Genomic DNA, 19030 nt, shown 5'->3' with positions numbered 1-19030 from the left:
TCCGGATCGATGAAACTGAAGTGGTTATAGAACGTACTCGGACGACAAGTACACCGACGAGACAAAACGCCAGTACAACGAGTGTGTCGAGGTGCTCAGAGAGAGTGACGAGGAGTTCGACGACTGGCAGAAAGAGGAAATTGAGAACTGAGAAAGGTTATACCCGGAGAGTTTTGGTCCCATCAAAGTTATTTGAACGACGGCCACTCGCCGTTGAGTCATCGACACCGCGTCACGCTCTCTAACATCTCTGTGATTATGTTCACAATTAAAGTAAATACACCCCAACACGGCCTACCTCTATCGCTGTATTTTTCAATCTCAAAATAATGTACTAAACCAGCATCTCTATATTGTAGGACCTACGTTTTCTAATGTGGAAAACCCATGAAATCAGAACGGAGAAAAACCACCACGATATCATTAAAGGTTGTTGATGCTATTGATGGTCTCAATGGAGCTAAACTCACTGAGCTTTCTGAGTACATGGAGATTCATGAGAGTACTCTTTATACACACCTCAAGACACTTGAGGAAAGCGGATACATTACGAGAGTTGATAACGAATATCATCTAGGTATTAAATTATTTCATCTTGGAAAACAAGCCCGGCAAAAAGAAGAGTATCTACTCATACGGCAGAAAGCATTAGAAATTGCTGAGGAGACTGAACAGCAGTCCAGTTTTTCAGTTGAAGATAATGGCCGTATCCTCGTCCTCTTTGATCAGGCCGTAGGTTCATCAGTAGAAGGCTTTCAGATTGGTGATTACTACCACATGCACAATTCTGCGTGTGGGAAAGCCATCCTTGCAGAATATTCTAAGAATCGTGTAGAAGAGATATTGGATGAATGGGGCCTGCCAAAAACACAAGACAATACGATTACCGACCGGGAAGAGTTGTTCGGTGAACTAGAACGTACTCGAGAGCGAGGGTACGCAATAAATAATCAAGAATCATTAGAAGGCTTACGTGGAATCGCTGTTACAGTTGAGAACCCACGGGGAGAGATTTTGGGAGCATTAGATATATTTGGTCCTCCCTACCTCCTACCAAGTGATAAAGAGCTTGCTGGAACATTAATCTCTGCTGTTGAGGATCTCGAGGAAGAGATCAGAACAGCAGTGATGAATAACGAAGGGGCATAAAAAGAGTACACGAACACTGAGAAAGGAGAATATGAGCTTTCACAGGTATTGAAGCTTCAGAATAAAGAATATTCTAACGTATTTTAGCTCCACCCGCTTCGTGCATATTGTGACCAATTCTACAACAATTCGTTGATGCTGTAAATCACAAACACAGTTGTGTAATGGCTATTCAGGGCTGCTAATGAGAACAGAAGTTCGACACTCCTCTGGACACGGACTGACCAGCACCATATCCTCTGACGGAAAGCAAATATCCGCCGATGATTGTGTTAGAAAATATTCGTATTATTTCTATTCTGCAATTTTCCATTTTGGAAAAGGCACGGTCAGCGTGTTTTTCTGAGTCAGAAATCGTCGTTGTTACTCAGAGTGATTGTTATTCTTCGGTTAGAGCTACGTCAGCAGTTACGAGGTCGTCCCACTTTTCGACACCAGCCTCAGCAACGTCACAGTCCTGGGAAACAGCACCGCCGGAGACTCCAATAGCCCCAACTACTTCGTCATCTTTCATCAACGGGTAACCACCACCAAATACAACCATTCGTCCATCGCCACGCGTGTCGAGCCCGTAGAGTGAATTACCGGGTTCAGACGCTTCGGCAAGCTCATGGGTGGGCATGTCGAGTGCGGCAGATGTGTATGCCTTATTACGTGAGATGTTCACCGAGGCTAACCAAGCACCGTCCATTCGATGTTGTGCGATGAGATTGCCTTCACTGTTAGCGACCGTGATAACCATGGGGTTGTCAATTTTGTCGGCGCGCTGTTCAGCTGCTTCGATCAGTTGCGTTGCTATCTCTAATGGAATGGCTTCCACCGGCTCTGGTGAATCGCCATACAGCGGTCGATTTGGCTATGTTGCGGCACGGTTGATGTTATGAACGACACATTTCACGACGAGTTCACGAAATTCACGGTACCACGTTCGCGCACGCACGGCGTCGCCGTGCGTGCGCTTGATCGACGAGAAGACGGTCTCACACATCGATCTCTGGCGGTATCGAGGCCCATCGACCCGCGCGTTATGCGCGTGGTCGATGGGCCGGAAGATACGATGTTTAATCAGCGGTCTCACGCCTTCCTCGCGTAGTTTTTCGCGTAACTGCATCCAGTCGTAACCTTTGTCGGCGGCGAGGCTGTGCAGGTCGCCTGCGTTGCGGCAGGCGACCTGCCAGCCGAGTTGTGTGTCGTGGGTTTTCTCGGTCGTACAATGAACGTCGAGAACAGCTTGGGTTTGTGTATCGACGAGAGCTGTGGCTTTGAGTGTCTGAACGCGGTAATTCGTGCGGCGGCAGTAGTGCTTACTAGCGTTTTCGCGGTCGAAAAAGGTGGCATCAATGGCGGCGTGACCCGAGAGGTCGTGCAGCTCCGACGAGAGTCGGAGCAGCACTCGCCAGACCTTCATCTGAAACCTACCAAACGCCTTAACTAGCGTCGAGTGATCAGGGAGATCGCCCTCTTCGAGGCCGATCTCGGCGAGAATATGCGGTATTTCGCTCAGCAGATCGAGTGCGTTGCGGTACGACTCATCGAGGTAAATCCGCAGACTGTGCAGCGATACGAGAGCGTAGTCGGCGAAGCCGCCACCCCCTTCGGGGGCGGCGACTTCGCCTCGGTCACCAACAACATTTTTAGCCAACGTGACCGCCTTCTTCGTGAAGCGGGAGATTTTCGACATAGAGCATCGACGGTTTCCCGCTTCATCTTCCAAATTCTAACGGTCGAAACCGACGCCGTCTAGTGATTCACCAAAGCCCTTCCACCATATTAAGAGGGTATCTGAGCGGTCACTTAAATTTCCCTCATCCGCTCTTCTGTAGGAGATTGTTGATAGAGTTCAGCTGTCGCTCTGGAATCGAAGAGGGCAAGGACACCGCGCTAGCGGTGTCCAACACGAATGATTCCGCTCGATGTGTTTGGCTCGGAATCGCTCGCAGCGAACCTGCTCCAACAAGTTCGCTGGCGTGACGGCGTTTCCTGCCCTCGCTGCCGTTCTGACCGGACAGTCAGAAACGGCAGCTATGGGGCGTTTCAACGCTATCTCTGTAAGAATTGCGACCGCACGTTCAACGACAAGACGGGCACGATTTTCGCGCACTCGAAGGTTGCGCTCCGCAAGTGGTTGTTCTCGATCTACGCGTTCTTGCGGTTCAACACGAGTCTCCGCCAACTTCAGCGAGAGATCGGTGTCACCTACAAGACGATGCACCGTCGCGTCGAGCGCTTCACCAGAGCGCTCGACGCGCCTCGTCTCGACCTCGTTGGACCGGTCGAAATCGACGAAGTGTACGTCTCTGCGGGGTTGAAAGGCCGCGAGCGCGACCAACCGTCGCGCTCGCGTGGCCTGTCCACGCGCGGACGAGGTTTCTACGAGGGAGACAAACCACCCGTCCTTCACCATCGTTGACCGTGGAACGGAACAGCGGTACGTCGTCCCGGCGAAATCCGCTGACGAATCGACCGTGCGACTCCTCCTCGTGGTCGGCGAGGAGGAGTCGCTAACCGTCTACACCGACGGATTTCGGGTATACGACCCACTTGAGGACGACGACAAATTCCACCGCGAATACGTCGTCCACGGTGACGGCGAATACGCTGATGGAGACGTTCACGTCAACACCTGCGAGAGCCACGCGTCGCTGGCGCGACGCGTGGCTCTCGCCGCATCAAGGCGTCTCGAAGGACAAGTTGACACAGTATCTCCGCGCCTTTCAGCTACGCAGCGAACTCTTCAGAAAACCCGGTCGAGAAGCACTCAAACACGCTTTCAAAGCGACTCTCTGAAATCAACAATCTGCTACACATGAGCGAGTTGTATTTCTGATGACGAAATAGACTATCGTCGGAACGCACCGACGAGCCCAGCTACACCGAGATATCAAGTAGTTATCCGGTGTTCACCTTGTTGTGCTGACGATAGCACACCACATTGTTCGCTATTAGTGAATCTCGTTCCCCGACTGCCAAACTGGCGTGAGATCCAGTCGCGTAATACGGACTGCATCTCTCTCGACTCATGATCTCAACTACTGTTCTGCGATGGGACGCTAATTGATCCGATTATTCCGAAGACCGGATCCGAACAAGAGTAACAGCTCTCTCGTCGTCGTAGTTTCCCCGCCATGCTAACGACGACCACGCTTCGGAAAACATCACTAGCATAGTGTTGTAATGAGGTGGGGCGAGCTGCGTTGAGTGATCGGTGGTTCTTCCTTTTGATTTCCACGAGGGCACACACGAAATCGGAGGCCAAGTAGACAAGAGCACTTTTGAGATGAGCCGCAGCGCCGATGCAAACGTAGGTTCTTTTACTAATGTCGTTGACAGCGTTCGCGAACGATTGCAGAGTAAGTTGATTGTGCGCGTCTAAAATAACGAGGGGGAACCGGTTCGTGTCGAGAGCGACCACAGAATATTCCGAAGTTGGTCGCCTCATTCTAACGTAACACGACCCACACCTGCCTCCAGCTTTTGAATTGGGGTTGAATCTTCTACAACGATATCTTACTAATTTCCGTGGCGCTTCTCAGGGTGGACCGTTCGAATTAATTCATATAATATATCCAAGACAATTCGAATATAACCTGCAAGACGACATAATCTACTTCAAAGATAAATGGAGTATAGAATAAATATCAAGTCTGTATTTTAAAAATTAACTATTTAGAAACTTATCTACCATACCCCTGGCCTATATAGCTATTTAATGATAATTATTGAGGCTACTGCTCATCGTCGATTCAATTTATATTATTAATAGAATATCTTGATTATTGAGTAGTCAACACATCTTCCTGCACTCTCTTAGAAGACTCACCCACGCTGAACCGACGCGCTGAGAGCGCACGGCACAAAATCTCGTGACAACATACCAAACAGTTCTGTTCAACGTACCAATACACATCCATGCCGAGTAGAAGATCGATATCACGGAATTCGAGAACGTCGACGCTGACAAGTTCGAAGGGCGGCACAACACCGAGCGAATCGTACTGTAAAAAAACATGACGGCCGGGTATGGACGGCAGAGATTGGTATTAACCAGATCGAGCTAGATGCGGACCCCATGAGTACGGTCCTCTCCCGACTGAAATACAATTGAGCGTGTACTCAGTTGGGTGGACTAGTTCGGAATTAGCGTACTAGTAGGGTCCGCTACCAGCCGTGTGATGTTTCCTTCCTACTGTAACGCGTAGGCGAGTGCTTCGACTGGCGTTGGCGGGTTCTCACGATCGTCACGAATAAACGATTCTTGCTCATCGACCATATCTAAGTCTGACAGTTGTGACCGACAGGACGCCCCCGGGGCGACCACAGCCGTAGCGTCGCTGGCTGTGAGTTGATCGTTGAGTAGCTCTCCAATCGCAGCACTCATCGCGAAGTGTTCTGCCTCGTAGCCGAAACTGCCCGCCATCCCGCAACAGCCCGAATCGATTGGATCGACGTTATATCCTGCCCGTCGAAGCACACCGACAGCGTGGTGATCTTTTTTTGTGGCCTTCTGATGGCAGTGGCCGTGATACGCGAGTGTTCTGTCCGGCGCAGTAAACTGAACCTCGTCGTCAAGCCCGAAGGTATCGAGATATTCACAAACGCCGTACGTGTTCGCTTGAACTGCATTGACAGCGGGGCCAGACAGCAAGTCTCCGTAGTCTGATTGGAGCATGACCGCATCGGAAGGTTCGATAACAACGATGTCCCGACCATCCTGCACACGGGATTCGAGTTCGTCTACAACCGTTTCAGCGGTTCCACGTGCCATCTCCACGAATCCTTTCGAGTACGCGGGCCGGCCACTATCGGTGAAGGGTGCGAGTTCGACGTGGACACCTGCTGCCTCCAGCACTTCCACAGCCGCCTTCCCAACGTCGGGGTTACTGAAATTCGTCTCCGTATCTGGAACGAGGACGACCTGACGCGTTGCGTCAGTTGGCGACTGTTCAGTAGTCCGTGTGTCGAACCAGTCGCGGAACGTTTCACGTTTGAAGGTTGGGAGTGATCGTTCACGTGCAATCCCGAGTGTGTTCTCCATAACCAACCTCGCCCCAGGAAGTTTCGGCAGTACGTTCGACACCGGAGCCAATGCGCTTCCAACTTTCGCGAGAGTATCGAAGTTCGCAAACAACTTTTCGCGTATTGATGCCCCGTGTTTGTTGTGATACGCATGCGTCACCTCGGTTTTCAGCTTTGCGAGATCGACCTCGCTTGGGCAATCGTTCGAGCACCCCTTGCACCCGATACAGAGGTCCAATACCTCAGTAACAAATTTCTCGTCAGTTGGGTCCGCTGGTAGATCACCACTCATCGCTTGTCTGAGGAGATTCGCTCTTCCCCGTGTTGACGTGATCTCTTCGTCTGCCGCACGGAAGGTCGGACACATCACACCGCCTTCCGACTGCTGCGTTCGACACCCACCACAGCCGTGACAGAGTTCGACCATCCCCTGCATTCCATTGTCGTTATCCCACTCCAAGACAGGGTCAACCCCGCTCTCGAACTCGTATGCTGGATCAAATCGCAAGTTCTCGGTCAGCGACACATCTCCACACACCTGTCCAGGATTCAGAAGCCACTTGGGGTCAAATGCGGTCTTGAGGGAACGGAACGCGTCCCATAGCTCATCACCGTACAGTTTCCGGTTCCACTGTGTCCGCGCGCGGCCGTCACCGTGTTCGCCCGAGACGGACCCACCAAGCTCAACGACGAGATCAGTCACGGTGTCAGCGATGGATTCCATCGCGTCGACGTCGGTTGGAGACTTGGTGTTAACGAGTGGCCGAACGTGAAGGACACCGGGGCCAGCATGTGCATAGAACGAAGCCGTCATGTCCTGTTCGTCAAGTGCGGACTGAAACCCAGAGACGAATGCTGGCAATCGCTTAGGCGGGACCGCGCAGTCCTCGAGGAAACTGATATGCTTTGCATCTGTTGTACGTCCGAGTAGAATCGGAAGGCCAGATTTTCGAAGTTTCCAAAGCTCAGCTCGATCCTCGGTGTCGAACGCTTCGAGTGCATTGAACGCGTGACGAACCGTCTCGTCGGAGTCTGATGCTGCGTCTCGGACCCGATCCGCTCGCAACTTCTGAACCCTATCACACGCGCGCGCGGAATTTTCGACATAGAACTCAACAAGGAGTGCCGCTCGCGTTCGATCCGGGAGCTTCGCGGCAACATCGGCGAATTCCGACGTCTGGGTCGCCAGATCGATGAGAACATCGTCGATGAGTTCGACTGCGGCAGGGTCGTGTTCGAGAACGTACTGAACGTCGCGAACGGCATCATCGAGGTTCTCATACGTTAACAGCGCAACGGCCTTCTCTGTCGGGACTGGTTCAAGCGAAACAGTCACCTCCGTAATGATTCCGAGGGTACCTTCACTCCCCGCAAGTAGGTGAGCAAGGTTGACGACACCCGGTTCACCATATTTACCCGCAGCCTCAGCAACGATCCGGTCGAGATTATATCCCGAGACATTTCGTTTGAGATCGGGGTAGCGCGACCTCACTTCATCGTCATAGTCATCAAGTATGGAGAGTACACCAGCAGCAATTCGGGCTTGGAGATGCTCACTCTCTGGGTCTGCCTGTTTACGCAGCTCATCAACGGAGACCTCACCAAACGTCGTTACCGTCCCATCTGCGAGGACGACTTCACATTCGACGACGTAGTGGTCTGTCTTCTCGTAGACCAGCGAGTGCGCTCCAGTAGAATTGTTCCCAATCGCACCGCCAATCGTACTCCGATCGCCAGCTGCTGGGTCTGGACCAAAGGTCAAATCATGCGCTGCTGCTCGTTGATTGAGTGCTGCTAGGACTGCACCCGCCTGTGCGCGCGCTTCACGTGTATCCGGGGAAATCTCGGATACAGCGTCCATATGGCGTGTGAAATCGAGGACAACCGCCTCGTTGACAGCCTGCCCTGCGAGGGACGTCCCCCCACCACGGGGGAGGACTGGAATATCCGATTCGGCGCAGTAAGCGACCACTTCGGCTACGTCGTCGGTTGACTTGGGAAAGACGACCCCTATTGGAGTCACTTCATACGCGCTCGCGTCTGTGGCGTACAGTTGCCGAGTATAGGTGTCGAATCTGACTTCACCTGCAATTCGCTGTCGGAGTTCCGCAACAGTCCCTGGCTGGTTGACTTCACCACCAACGTACTCGTGCGTTGCTCTGTCATCACTCGCCTGTACACGGTGTGCTCCGCTCTCTCTACGGGTGTCCCTGTTATTGCTACGCATACGCAATAGGATTCGTATAACAGTCATATATATCCGGCGTTCATCCGCGAACGATCGCAGACAGACTGAGCCACTCAGATCGTAGAGACAGAGACTTCTTCGATACTTCACAGGCGATTCACCTGGGAGAAGACCGCGTCTGGGTTCGTGGGCTACTCTACCCAGATCGTCTTCTTGTTGGTGAACTCTCGTATCCCGTGTCTTGATAGTTCAGTCCCGTACCCAGAGTCTTTGATTCCGCTGAATGGCAGACGAGGATCCGATTGAACGACGCGATTAACGTAGACGTTGCCAGCGCTCAGTTGACGCGCAATCGCTTCGCCACGTGAGCGGTCAGCAGTCCAGACGCTTCCACCAAGTCCGAACTGCGTATCGTTCGCTCTGTTGATGACCTCCGCCTCGTCGGCAAACGAGAACACCGACGCGACTGGGCCAAACAGTTCCTCAGTCGCAGCCGGGCTGTCCTCTGGGATATCAGTCAGGACAGTCGGTGGATAGAAATACCCGTCTCGGCTAGGGGGATCACCGCCTGTTTCGATGACTGCACCCGCTGCAACCGACGCTTCAACTTGGTCGTGAAGCTCATGGAGGAGGTCGTCACGTGCTTGTGGCCCGACATCTGTACCAGGCTCCATCGGGTCGCCCACACGGAGTTTCTCAACCGCGCTCGTGAATCGGTCAAGGAACTCCTCATACTGACTCTCGTGGATGAAGAATCGCTTCGCTGCGATGCAGGACTGCCCAGAGTTTTTGTTTCGGGCAGTAACCGCGGCCTCAACCGTCGCTTCGAGGGGTGCATCCTCCAACACGACAAAGGGGTCGCTTCCACCAAGCTCGAGGACCGTCTTTTTCAGGTGTTTTCCGCTCACAGCTGCGACAGCACGCCCCACCTTCGTACTCCCAGTAAGCGTGACGCCGCGGATTCGGTTGTCAGCGATAACATTACTGACGCGCTCAGTCTCAACGCGGAGTGTGGTGAAGGCGTGTTCTGGATACCCAACGTCTCTAAAGATTTCTTCGATAGCCGCAGCGGAGCCGAAGACGTTCGGTGCGTGTTTGAGGATACCGACGTTCCCCGCAGTCAATGCTGGGACTGCAAACCGGAACACCTGCCAAAACGGATAGTTCCATGGCATCACCGCGGAGAACAGGGCCAAGCGGTTCGTAGGACACGTATGTCTTTGCCCCTGGCGATGCACCGATCTGTTCGTCTTGGAGATGTTCGCTCGACCGTGTGGCGTAGTACTCACAGAGCTGCGCGCACTTTTCGATCTCGGCAATTGCCTGGGTGAGCGGTTTCCCCATCTCCTGTACCATCAGTTTCGCGAATTTCTCCTTGTGTTCTTGGAGGTGCGTACCGAGAGCCGAAGCTAACTTCTCACGTTCACGAATGGGCCGGCAAGACCACTCTTGAAAACGGTCTTCTGCCTCAGCGAGGATCTGTTCTGTCTCTGCTGGAGTGTGGTAGTCATACGTCTCGATCGGGTTACCGGTGGTCGGATTTGTCGTCGTCACCATGGATTCAGTATGAATTCAGATGTCAGTCGGAACGGGGTATGTCGTGGGAAAAGCCCGGTGTGAGCGACTCGCAGGGGCGATCACGCTACAATCACCGAACACGGCTGTTGTCGCTCGTAGTGGCTTACGTTCTCGAATCGTTCAGCGTCACTCGTACGTGTGGATAGAGCCGGTCTGGTTTTCGTAGATGTAGTCCCAATCGTACTCGACGCCCAGTCCTGGTTTCGTGGGAATCTCGATTCGGCCGTTTTTGTCGATGCTGTCGAGTTGATCGTCGTATCCGCCGGCGTATATCGGTGGCGTCGTGTTGTCGGTCTCCGGGTGGACAAGTGCCATCTCGTAGTAGTTCGTGTTCCGCGTCGCACCGATACATTGGCGATGGGCCGGGCCAGGCGCATGGTATTCGACGTCGAGCCCGAAGCCCTCTGCGACGTGCGTAATCTTCATCGCGCCAGTAATCCCAGCATCGTATTCTGGATCGACACGGACGAAGTCAGTCGCTTCTTCGGCGATGAAGTCAGTATGCTCTTCGACACTTCGTACCATCTCGGTCTGTAGAACTGGCGTGTCGAGTTGCTGCCGAAGTTTCCGGTGGCCATGCTGGGAGACGCCCCCGTCTCGATAGGGGTCTTCGTACCAGAAAAAGTCCTGTTCGTCGCATGCTCGCCCGACCTTGAGTGCCTCGCCGATGGTCTCGAGATTGCACGAGAGGTCTAGCATGAGGTCCATCTCATCACCTACGCGGTCACCGACAGCGTGGACCGTGTCGATAACTCCCTGTGTATCTCGCCACTTGCCGCCCCACATATGCATCTTGAATCCGGGGTAGCCCATCTCGAGACATTCTTCGGCGAAGTCAGCATACGCTTCCGGCGAATCGAGCCCACCATTCCGGTCACCACCTAGCGTGGAGGCGTAGACTGGGATGCTGTCGCGATATCGACCAAGCATCTCGCTTATTGGTTGGTCTTTGTACTTCCCGGCGAAGTCCCACAGCGCGATATCGAGCGGCCCGATTCCCATCTGGTCGTATTTCCGAAGCGCCCGCTTCATCTCGCTCCAGTGCTTTTCTCGGTACAGCGGGTTTTTCCCAACGAGATAATCCGCAACTGTGTTCACCTGCGCCATTGCGGGGGAGTTCCCTCCAACGTACTCTCCGGTGATTCCTTCGTCGGTATGGATTCGGAGCCCGTAGAGGTGGCGAGTTGTTGTCTCACCAGGATAGTAGGCCAGGTCGAACCCTTCGGGGGACGGTGCACGGTCTTCGAGTGGATATCCAAACTCGATTGACTCTATCTTCGTGATGGTTGGAGCCATGTGACAGACTATTGTGTATATGGGTTAAGAATCTACCGGACGACGATGCAAAGCGCACGAAACACATGGCCGGAAGCCGACGAAGACGTTCCTCAGATTGTTATCGTTTCGCCGGTGTTCTCGTCGAATAGATGTATTTTCTCGGTATCCACGCCGAGCTCGATTCGGTTCCCTTCAGCGGCGGTGCTCTCCGGTGAGACACGGGCCGTGATCTCGTGAGCGGACTCGTTTGCCGTCCCGTCTGGGACGAGCGTGAGATACTTATCAGAGCCCATGGACTCAACAATCTTCACGCGCATGCTGATCGTATTCTCGTCGGGAACGTCTGCGTTCGACTCCGCATCCAAGTCGTAGAGGTGCTCTGGACGAACGCCAAGCGTCGCAGCGGAGACAGAGTGGTTCCAGTCTTCGATGTCGGACGCGATTGACGATGGTAGTTCGAAGTCGAAGAACTCCGATACTGCGTGATACCCGTGTTGGGTCGCTTCGATATCGACGGTAACGAAGTTCATCGGTGGTTCGCCGATGAAACTAGCGACGAATTGGTTGGCTGGCTCGTCATAGAGCACCTGTGGTGGAGCGACCTGTTGGAGTTCGCCGTCGTTCATCACTACCACGCGGTCACCCAGCGTCATCGCCTCCGCTTGGTCGTGAGTGACATACACCGTCGTCTTCCCAACTCGCTGGTGCAACTCGTTCAGTTCGGTCCGCATCTGCACGCGAAGCTTCGCGTCAAGGTTCGATAACGGCTCGTCCATGAGGAAGACAGCGGGTTCGCGAACGATGGCTCGCCCGAGCGCGACCCGCTGTTGCTGACCACCCGACAGCTCACCCGGCTTTCGCTCCAGCAGCTCCGAGATATCGAGGATGCTCGCCGCGTGTTCGACACGTTCTGTGATTTCGCTTTCAGAAAAGTTCCGGACCTCAAGCGGGAACGATAGGTTTTCGCGGATCGTCTTGTGCGGATAGAGGGCGTAGTTCTGGAAAACCATCGAAATGTTCCGCTCTCTTGGGTTTTTATCCGTTACGTCGTTACTGTCAATGATGATCTGCCCCTCCGTCGGCGTCTCGAGCCCAGCGATCGATCGGAGGGTCGTCGTCTTCCCACAGCCGGACGGCCCGACTAAGACGAGGAACTCTCCCTCTTGGATATCGAGTGAGAGATCGTCGACGGCGACAACTGTGCCGCCGGAGTCGTCGGTAAACTCCTTCGTCATCTCGTTGATTTGGACGTTGGTATCTGCGTCCACCCGGTCCGTGGAGTACTGTGAACTGCCAGCTTGTGCGCTAATGTCTTGCTGCATGGTACTATGTGGCAACCCAGGTGATAAATGATTTTCGATGGATCGCCGGTTACGTGGGAAAAAGCGGTGACTGACTTGCGGACGTGAGGGGCCGCTTCCTATCCTTTCAACGCACCGGACGTGAGGCCAGAGACGATGTAGCGCTGGAAGAAGACGACGACGGCAACAGTTGGCAGGATTGCGAGGATGGACGCAGCAGAGAGCGACGCCCACGAAACCGACACGTCGCCGACGAACTTGTAGACGGAGACGGAGACAGGCATCGACTGCAGCGTGTTACTGGTAATGAGCGCGAACAGGAACTCTCTCCATGAGTATAGGAACGTCAGGATACCGCAGGCCGCAACGCCGGGAAGTGCGAGCGGGAGTGCGATTTCCTTGAACGCTTGGAACTGCGTACAGCCATCAACGAGTGCCGACTCGTCCAACTCCTCTGGGACGGACATGAAGAAGTTGCGGAGGATGTAGACCATCAGCGGTAACCAGAGATACACGTTTGCGATGATGATTCCCGCGCGCGTGTTGATCAGCCCAACCCACCCGAGAATCTCGAAGAATGGGATTACCAGCCCAATCGGGGGGAACAGTCGCGAGAACAAGACGAGAATGAAGATCTCGCTATCGAAGGGGAAGCGATATCGACTAAACGCGTAGCCTGCAGGTGTCGCAAGCAGTAATACCAGCACCGTCGTCGTCGTCGAGATGATCACCGAGTTGAGTAGTGCTCTCCAGTAGCCTTCCTCAAAAAGCGCGCTGTAGTACGGCTGCAGCGTTGGGTTCTCCGGCAGATACGTGAGTGAGTACACCGCTGACTCCGTCTTCAGAGACGTGAGGAACGTCCATAGAAGTGGAACCAAGACGGAGAGCACCCCAACAGCGATGGTCAGGTGGACGATGTATGGACTCTCGATCGCGTTCGCAACCCGTTGCCTAGTGGCGTAACTAAACAAACCGCTCTGTTTGGACTCGGCCATTACGATAGCCTGTTCACCATCGGTTCATAAAATGGTTTGGTTTCACGTACCACTCCGGAGCCAATTTTGGGTATCTCTCCCCGATCACCAATTGACAGGCAGTACTGCTATGGCTACCAAGATGCAGCTGGCGGTTGAGGAGCACCGGATCGGACGAAAAGTAAAGACAGAGAGCGTCGATCGTCTATTCTTCGATTCGTTGAAGGACGATCTTGACGTAGAAGATTGCAACAAGGATCGTCAAGAGCACGAGGAACGTGGAGATCGCAGCTCCGTACCCCGTGTTGAATCGCACCATCGCCTCCTGATAGATGTAGATACTGAGTGTCGTCGTTCGTGCACCAGGTCCGCCTTGCGTCATCGGGTAGATCACAGCAAAGGCACGGAACGCGAACATCCAATTCAGTAAGCCGACAATCGCGATGTAGGGACGAAGGTACGGGATGGTGATATGGCGAAATGCCTGAAACGTCGTTGCGCCATCGACCCTCGTCGCGTCGTACATATACTCGGGGATGGACTGCAATCCCGCGAGGAACAGTATCATCGCGAACGGCATCCGTGCCCATGCATCCGTAATTGTCACCAACGGAAGCGCAAGCTGATTCTGTGCGAGCCATGCTCGGGCAAGTGATCCGAACCCGAGGTCAGTCAAGACCTGGTTAAGGAGTCCGAGATTTCCCCCTTGGAGCATGAATCGGAAGATGACGACGATAACTCCCAGCGGCACAGCCCACGCGAACAAGATCACCGTTGAGTACGTGTTTCGAAGCCACTTCCGTCGAACGTGGTTGATCGCTAGTGCTAACGCGAGACCACTAAGCACGGAGAGAACGAGTGATCCGAACGAGTACAGGAGCGTCGTGACGAAATAGTTCCAAAACTGCGATGACGAGAACAGTTGGACGTAGTTCTCGAGACCGACGAACCGGAGGCCCATCGGTTGTCTCACGAAGAACGACTGCCCAATCAGTTGCAGTACTGGGTACACGAAGACGGCAGCGATTGTGAGGAGTGCGGGTCCGAGGAAGACCGCGACGATATGCTCGTTGACGAAATTGGAGATCGCGTTCCTAACCCGATAGACACCCCCGTGATCCTCTGACTTGTGTACAGTTGACATTGTGTTTCCTTTCTACGAAATCTCTTACTGCCCTAAAGTCGTGTCGATCGTCTCTTGCGCAGCGTTGAGAGCGTTCTCTGCAGATTTCCCACCAGAGATGGCCATCTGCAGTTGTTCGCTCACCGTCTGCGCGATCGACTGCATCTGTGGGAACACCTCTACCTTCACGACCTCCATCGCCTGTTTTCGTACTTCCGGATACCGCATCGAGTCGGTCTCAGTCGCTTGTTCAAAGACCGTCGGGTTGTACGTCTGGTTCCCCTCAACGACCGCTTCCATCCACATGTTCTCGAAGCTCAGGCGACAGTCTTGGTAGAGTGCCATCGCCAGTTTGTGTCCGACATCGCTTTGGGCGTTGATCGACATCCCGTTTGGTGATGCCATCCCGGCCTTCGTGGGATTCGGCATCTCGCTGCCACCCTCGGGTGGCGTTGTCGGTGCGTAATTACCTCCCTGCCCGAACTTTTCGACGGCCGACGGAATCAGGTCTCCGGATACGGGTACCATCGCGAGCTGTCCGGACATAAACCGGTCAGCAAGGTCTCCCTGTGAGAACGATGAGACGCCGCTTGGGACCCAGCCGTTTTCTTTCCACTCGACCATCTTGCTCAGCGCGGCGATGCCTGCCTCGTCGTTGACGCTGACGTACCCACTCTCGTCTACGAAGCTCCCTCCCGCTTCGTAGTACATCATCGTCCAGTCGCGGAACGTGTAGTTCCTGGAGCCACCTCGGTACGCCCACGCGAATTTGTCAGAGCCCTCGAAGGCTTCCATCACGGTTTCGAGGTCATCCCACGAGTAAGACCCGTCAACGATAGCCGAGACGGTTTCCTCGTCGACGCCCTGTTCACGCATCATGTCGGGCCGAGTGTGAACGAGGCTCCCCTGGAGAATTCCAGGTGTGAGATACGCTTCTCCGTCGAAGCTGAACGACTTCCGCATCGAGGGGATGTACATATCCCACATCTCTTCAGCCGGGTACACCGGCGTCTCTTCCAAGTAGCCGTTTTGGACGAACGACGGGAAGGACCCGACAGACCGGACCATTAGGCCGTGTGGATTCGATTGGCCGGACGAGAAGACGGCATTCTTCTTTGGCACCGCTTGGTCGACCGGAAGCGGAAGTACCTCGATGTTAATTCCGGTTCGTTCTTCGAATAGTGCGTAGGCGAACGCCGTTGCAGGATCGTACTCTAGCGCACCGTGGTTGAGAATTTGAATCGTCTCGACGTCGCCTGCGGGGGTATCTTCCCACCCCTCTGGTGGTTGCCACGGCGCGTCTTTTACCGCAGCAGTTTCCTTCCAACTCTCGGGTTCACCCATCGAGTCGGAGCCTGGAATGTCTTGACGGCTCTCCAGCGGCCACTCATCAAGCGTCGTCGAACGGCGCTGTTCCCAATTATTCTCGAAGTCGATGTTCTCCGCCTGGGCAGCGAATCCGGAATCTGACTGTGACTGCGCAGTATCGTCGCCACCACTCTGGGTCGATGCGTTACCGCCACTATTGGAACCGCCGAGACAACCCCCGAGCGCGGCGACTGATCCGACACCGAGACTTTGCAGCAGCTTCCGCCGTGATGTAAGTGAATCTCTGTCAGACATCGATTGTTCATTAATCACCATGGTATAAAAAAGTGGTTGATATTGAAGAAATTGCAACAAACAGACGCCGAGTTTAATTTTGAATACGCACGCGAGAACAAGCCGAACAGCACCCGTTGGTGGACATCTCACCGCCTTCGGTGACTGGTCGACCCCCGGCAGAATAGACAACCATGGGTTACTCGAGACAAAGAATTAAATACCACGTGATTGAAGCGAATGTATGCGGATTGAAGGAGCAATTACTCCGATGGTGACTCCCATCGGTGAAAATGCAGCAGTAAGCACCGACTCACTCGCATCATTCACGGAATTTCTCGTAGAAAACGGGGTGGACTATCTCTTCCCCTGTGGCTCTATCGGAGAATTCCCGAGCTTCACACAAGAAGAGCAGATAACGATCATGGAAACGGTTATTCGTCACGCTGGGGAGACGCCGGTACTCGTAGGGTGTGGGGGTACAAGCCTCAAAGAGGTCCGAACGCTCATCACTGAAGCAGAAGCGCTCGGAGCAGACGCTGCGGTTGTCGTCACTCCATACTACTTCAAACCGAAGCCAGAAGGGGTGTGCTCCTACTATGAGAAGCTACTCTCAGACACCGACTTACCCATCATCATCTACGAGATACCTGCCTTCGCAAAAACGGAACTACCCATCGAGACAGTCGTCGAACTTTCCCAACACGACCAGATAATCGGCATCAAAGACTCGACTGGAGATATCGTACACCACCAGAAACTACTCGAAGAGACCCCGGAGGACTTCTCTGTGCTGCAGGGGCAAACGAAGCATCTGATGGCATCGCTCGACCTGGGTGCCGATGGGTTCGTCGCGAGTCCGCTGAACGTGTTTCCCGAACCAGTCTCGGAGATATACACCGCATACTCCGACGGTGATAGAGAACGCGCACGCAGATTGTGGGATCTGTTCTGTCGCCCTATCGTCTCCGCAATTGAAGGGCAATCGACTGCTGCCGCGCTAAAGTACCTCCTACAGAAGCAAGGCTATACGAACGGAACACCGGTGCTCCCGCTTCAGTCACCGAACGAACTCGAACAAGACGAGCTAGACAGGGTCCACGATGAACTAACCAGCGCGGCCAACCAACTGACAACTGAGCTATAACCCGTGGTGATGCTGGGCGCGATCTATGAATAGGTGATATTCAATTCGATCACGTTGGCGGTTTCGAGTACGTCATTCGGAAGCGTCTCTTCGTAACGCTCACCGCGCATCCGGTACGACGGTCCCGATACGCTAATCGCGCCTAACACACGGTCATCGGTACTCAGAATCGGACTCGCAATACACCGAAGGCCTTCAATTCTCTCCTCGTCGTCGAACGCATACCCGCGCTCTCTCACCTCATCTAACCGGTCAAGTAACTCCTCTCGCGTACTAACGGTTTTTTCAGTCGACTTCTCTAGCCCGTGGTGTTCGATGACTTGGTCGATGAACTCAGTCGATTTGTGGGCAAGAATGCATTTCCCGAGTGCCGTTGCGTGAAGCGGCGCTCGCGTACCAACATATGCTTGGACTTGTACTGCCTGCTCCCCTCGCTCCCGTTGTAGATACACGCCCTCCCCTTGGTCCTCGACGAGAAGACTGGTGAGTTCTCCGGTCTCCCGAGCTAGGCGGCGAACTTCGGGCTTCGCGATTTCGTATATTTTCTGTTGTTTCCGGGCGAATGAGCCGAGTTCCAAGAACTGAATCGAGAGCTGATACTCCCCGTTTTGCTTTATCAAGTAGCCTTCGCCAGTTAGTGTGCTCAGGTAGTTGTGTGCCGTACTTCGAGGGAGGTCGAGAGCTGTAGCAAGTTCGGACACGCTTGCGGATTCCAGCTGTTTAAGCTGATCAATGATCCGAAACATAGTCTGTACCGACTTGATTGGGTTTTGTGGTGTATGTTCCATAAGCTGGATACCAATCCCAGTATGAAAAAAGTTCGTTCCAAATTGTGGAATGGATTGTTATTATCCAGATTAAGCAAAGATGGGCTGTGAATGGCTTAAACTAAGTTTAATGGTTATATTAAGGCACAATCAGTCATAGTTATTGGTAATTTCAACACATATGTTGTCTATCGCGGCGTCAGGGATGTCGCCAGTTGCACATCCCTATTTTGCGCCACATTACAGACTTAATGTTGTAATGTATTATCGATGCGGTATCGGGCTGCGGTTCTGATTGTCTTTGGCCTGGTACTGGCTATCTGATCTCCCTGAGGGAACGTTGCTGACAAACCTATTGGAACGAATCGGCCTATTCTATAGATTACAAAACTAGCTCTGTAATCCCTCTCGGGGAGTATTTCGGGCCCTGATCTGCACGTCGCACAAGCGTGTTGATCTGTATAGCGAGCCATGCTATGTCTGCCCACCTCATCGAGAGTAACGAGATGACCATCTATACTCCTAATTTTCAGTCTGTCCCTATTTGTACTATTAGCCCAACTGGATCTGTATACTTGCTACAAACTTGTTGGAAAATATGCAGTTTGTACAGCTGAAGTCAGGTGGGTCATCGCTCGTATCCAATACGTGCCCACGTGGTTCACATCTAGAGTCGCGTGTGTCCAGATTGTGGAACGAGCCATGTGAATTGGGTGTGTTGACGAAGTGAGCCCAGTTATATTCCACGTCCTCATTGCACGTCTGTTCGTACTCTCTGTTCAGTACGGTGCTAGTGTGGTGTTGTTCGGTGTTGGGTACCTACTTCCGGTGTGTGTCTACTGATGTGCGTCGATCGTGTTTTCGAACTGCGTCAATCGCTTTTTGCGTTGAATAGCCACGCTATGGT

The 19030-nt window shown here is 53.4% G+C and carries 11 protein-coding genes and 2 pseudogenes; 3 read left to right on the top strand and 10 right to left on the bottom strand.

The annotated features are described in order from the left end of the window. The first annotated feature begins 387 nt into the window (after positions 1 to 387). Complete coding sequence (locus ATB1_RS20780) at positions 388 to 1149, top strand: IclR family transcriptional regulator (protein WP_082256399.1); 762 nt, start codon at positions 388 to 390, stop codon at positions 1147 to 1149. Positions 1150 to 1528: 379 nt separating this feature from the next. Here the strand turns inward: ATB1_RS20780 and ATB1_RS12610 are convergent, their stop codons facing one another. Together ATB1_RS12610 and ATB1_RS12605 are read right to left on the bottom strand one after the other, a co-directional pair. Continuing rightward, the gene (locus ATB1_RS12610) at positions 1529 to 1969 is read right to left on the bottom strand and encodes a heme-binding protein (RefSeq protein ID WP_042664140.1); all 441 of its coding nucleotides are present in this window, start codon (positions 1967 to 1969) and stop codon (positions 1529 to 1531) included. A gap of 36 nt (positions 1970 to 2005) precedes the next feature. Further along, a complete protein-coding gene (locus ATB1_RS12605; RefSeq protein WP_042664138.1) occupies positions 2006 to 2830 on the bottom strand; it encodes an IS5 family transposase in 825 nt (274 codons plus the stop codon). A gap of 219 nt (positions 2831 to 3049) precedes the next feature. Here ATB1_RS12605 and ATB1_RS12600 point away from each other — a divergent pair. Beyond that, positions 3050 to 3936: pseudogene (locus ATB1_RS12600) on the top strand (IS1595 family transposase). A 1396-nt stretch (positions 3937 to 5332) separates the two neighbouring features. Here ATB1_RS12600 and ATB1_RS12595 read toward each other — a convergent pair. The 7 genes and pseudogenes from ATB1_RS12595 to ATB1_RS12565 all read right to left on the bottom strand — a co-directional run bounded on the left by ATB1_RS12595 (position 5333) and on the right by ATB1_RS12565 (position 16230). Continuing rightward, a complete protein-coding gene (locus ATB1_RS12595) occupies positions 5333 to 8392 on the bottom strand; it encodes an FAD-binding and (Fe-S)-binding domain-containing protein (protein ID WP_042664136.1) in 3060 nt (1019 codons plus the stop codon). 152 nt (positions 8393 to 8544) lie between these two features. Further along, positions 8545 to 9907: pseudogene (locus ATB1_RS12590) on the bottom strand (NAD-dependent succinate-semialdehyde dehydrogenase). A gap of 150 nt (positions 9908 to 10057) precedes the next feature. Beyond that, a complete protein-coding gene (locus tag ATB1_RS12585; RefSeq protein WP_042664134.1) occupies positions 10058 to 11227 on the bottom strand; it encodes an enolase C-terminal domain-like protein in 1170 nt (389 codons plus the stop codon). A 92-nt stretch (positions 11228 to 11319) separates the two neighbouring features. Continuing rightward, positions 11320 to 12531, bottom strand: a complete 1212-nt coding sequence (locus ATB1_RS12580) for an ABC transporter ATP-binding protein (protein WP_082256398.1) — start codon at positions 12529 to 12531, stop codon at positions 11320 to 11322. Positions 12532 to 12629: 98 nt separating this feature from the next. Beyond that, positions 12630 to 13505 (bottom strand): carbohydrate ABC transporter permease, encoded by an 876-nt coding sequence (locus ATB1_RS12575; RefSeq protein ID WP_052367966.1) that lies wholly within the window; start codon positions 13503 to 13505, stop codon positions 12630 to 12632. A gap of 184 nt (positions 13506 to 13689) precedes the next feature. Continuing rightward, the gene (locus ATB1_RS12570) at positions 13690 to 14628 is read right to left on the bottom strand and encodes a carbohydrate ABC transporter permease (RefSeq protein WP_052367962.1); all 939 of its coding nucleotides are present in this window, start codon (positions 14626 to 14628) and stop codon (positions 13690 to 13692) included. Positions 14629 to 14652: 24 nt separating this feature from the next. Further along, entirely contained in the window at positions 14653 to 16230 is a 1578-nt protein-coding gene (locus tag ATB1_RS12565; protein WP_157837742.1) for an ABC transporter substrate-binding protein, read from the bottom strand. Between the two features lie 223 nt (positions 16231 to 16453). Between ATB1_RS12565 and ATB1_RS12560 the strand changes: the two genes are divergently transcribed. Continuing rightward, positions 16454 to 17356, top strand: coding sequence for a dihydrodipicolinate synthase family protein (locus tag ATB1_RS12560; protein WP_042664129.1), 903 nt, complete (start codon positions 16454 to 16456; stop codon positions 17354 to 17356). 23 nt (positions 17357 to 17379) lie between these two features. On the opposite strand, the gene ATB1_RS12555 is transcribed toward ATB1_RS12560, so the two are convergent. Continuing rightward, positions 17380 to 18144: an IclR family transcriptional regulator gene (locus ATB1_RS12555; RefSeq protein ID WP_042664127.1), complete on the bottom strand. Its 765-nt coding sequence runs from the start codon at positions 18142 to 18144 to the stop codon at positions 17380 to 17382. Positions 18145 to 19030: the final 886 nt, after the last annotated feature.

Source organism: Haloferax sp. ATB1, assembly GCF_000730175.1.
The sequence above is the reverse complement of the archived record's forward strand: the minus strand, read 5'-3'. Positions and strand labels throughout refer to the sequence as shown.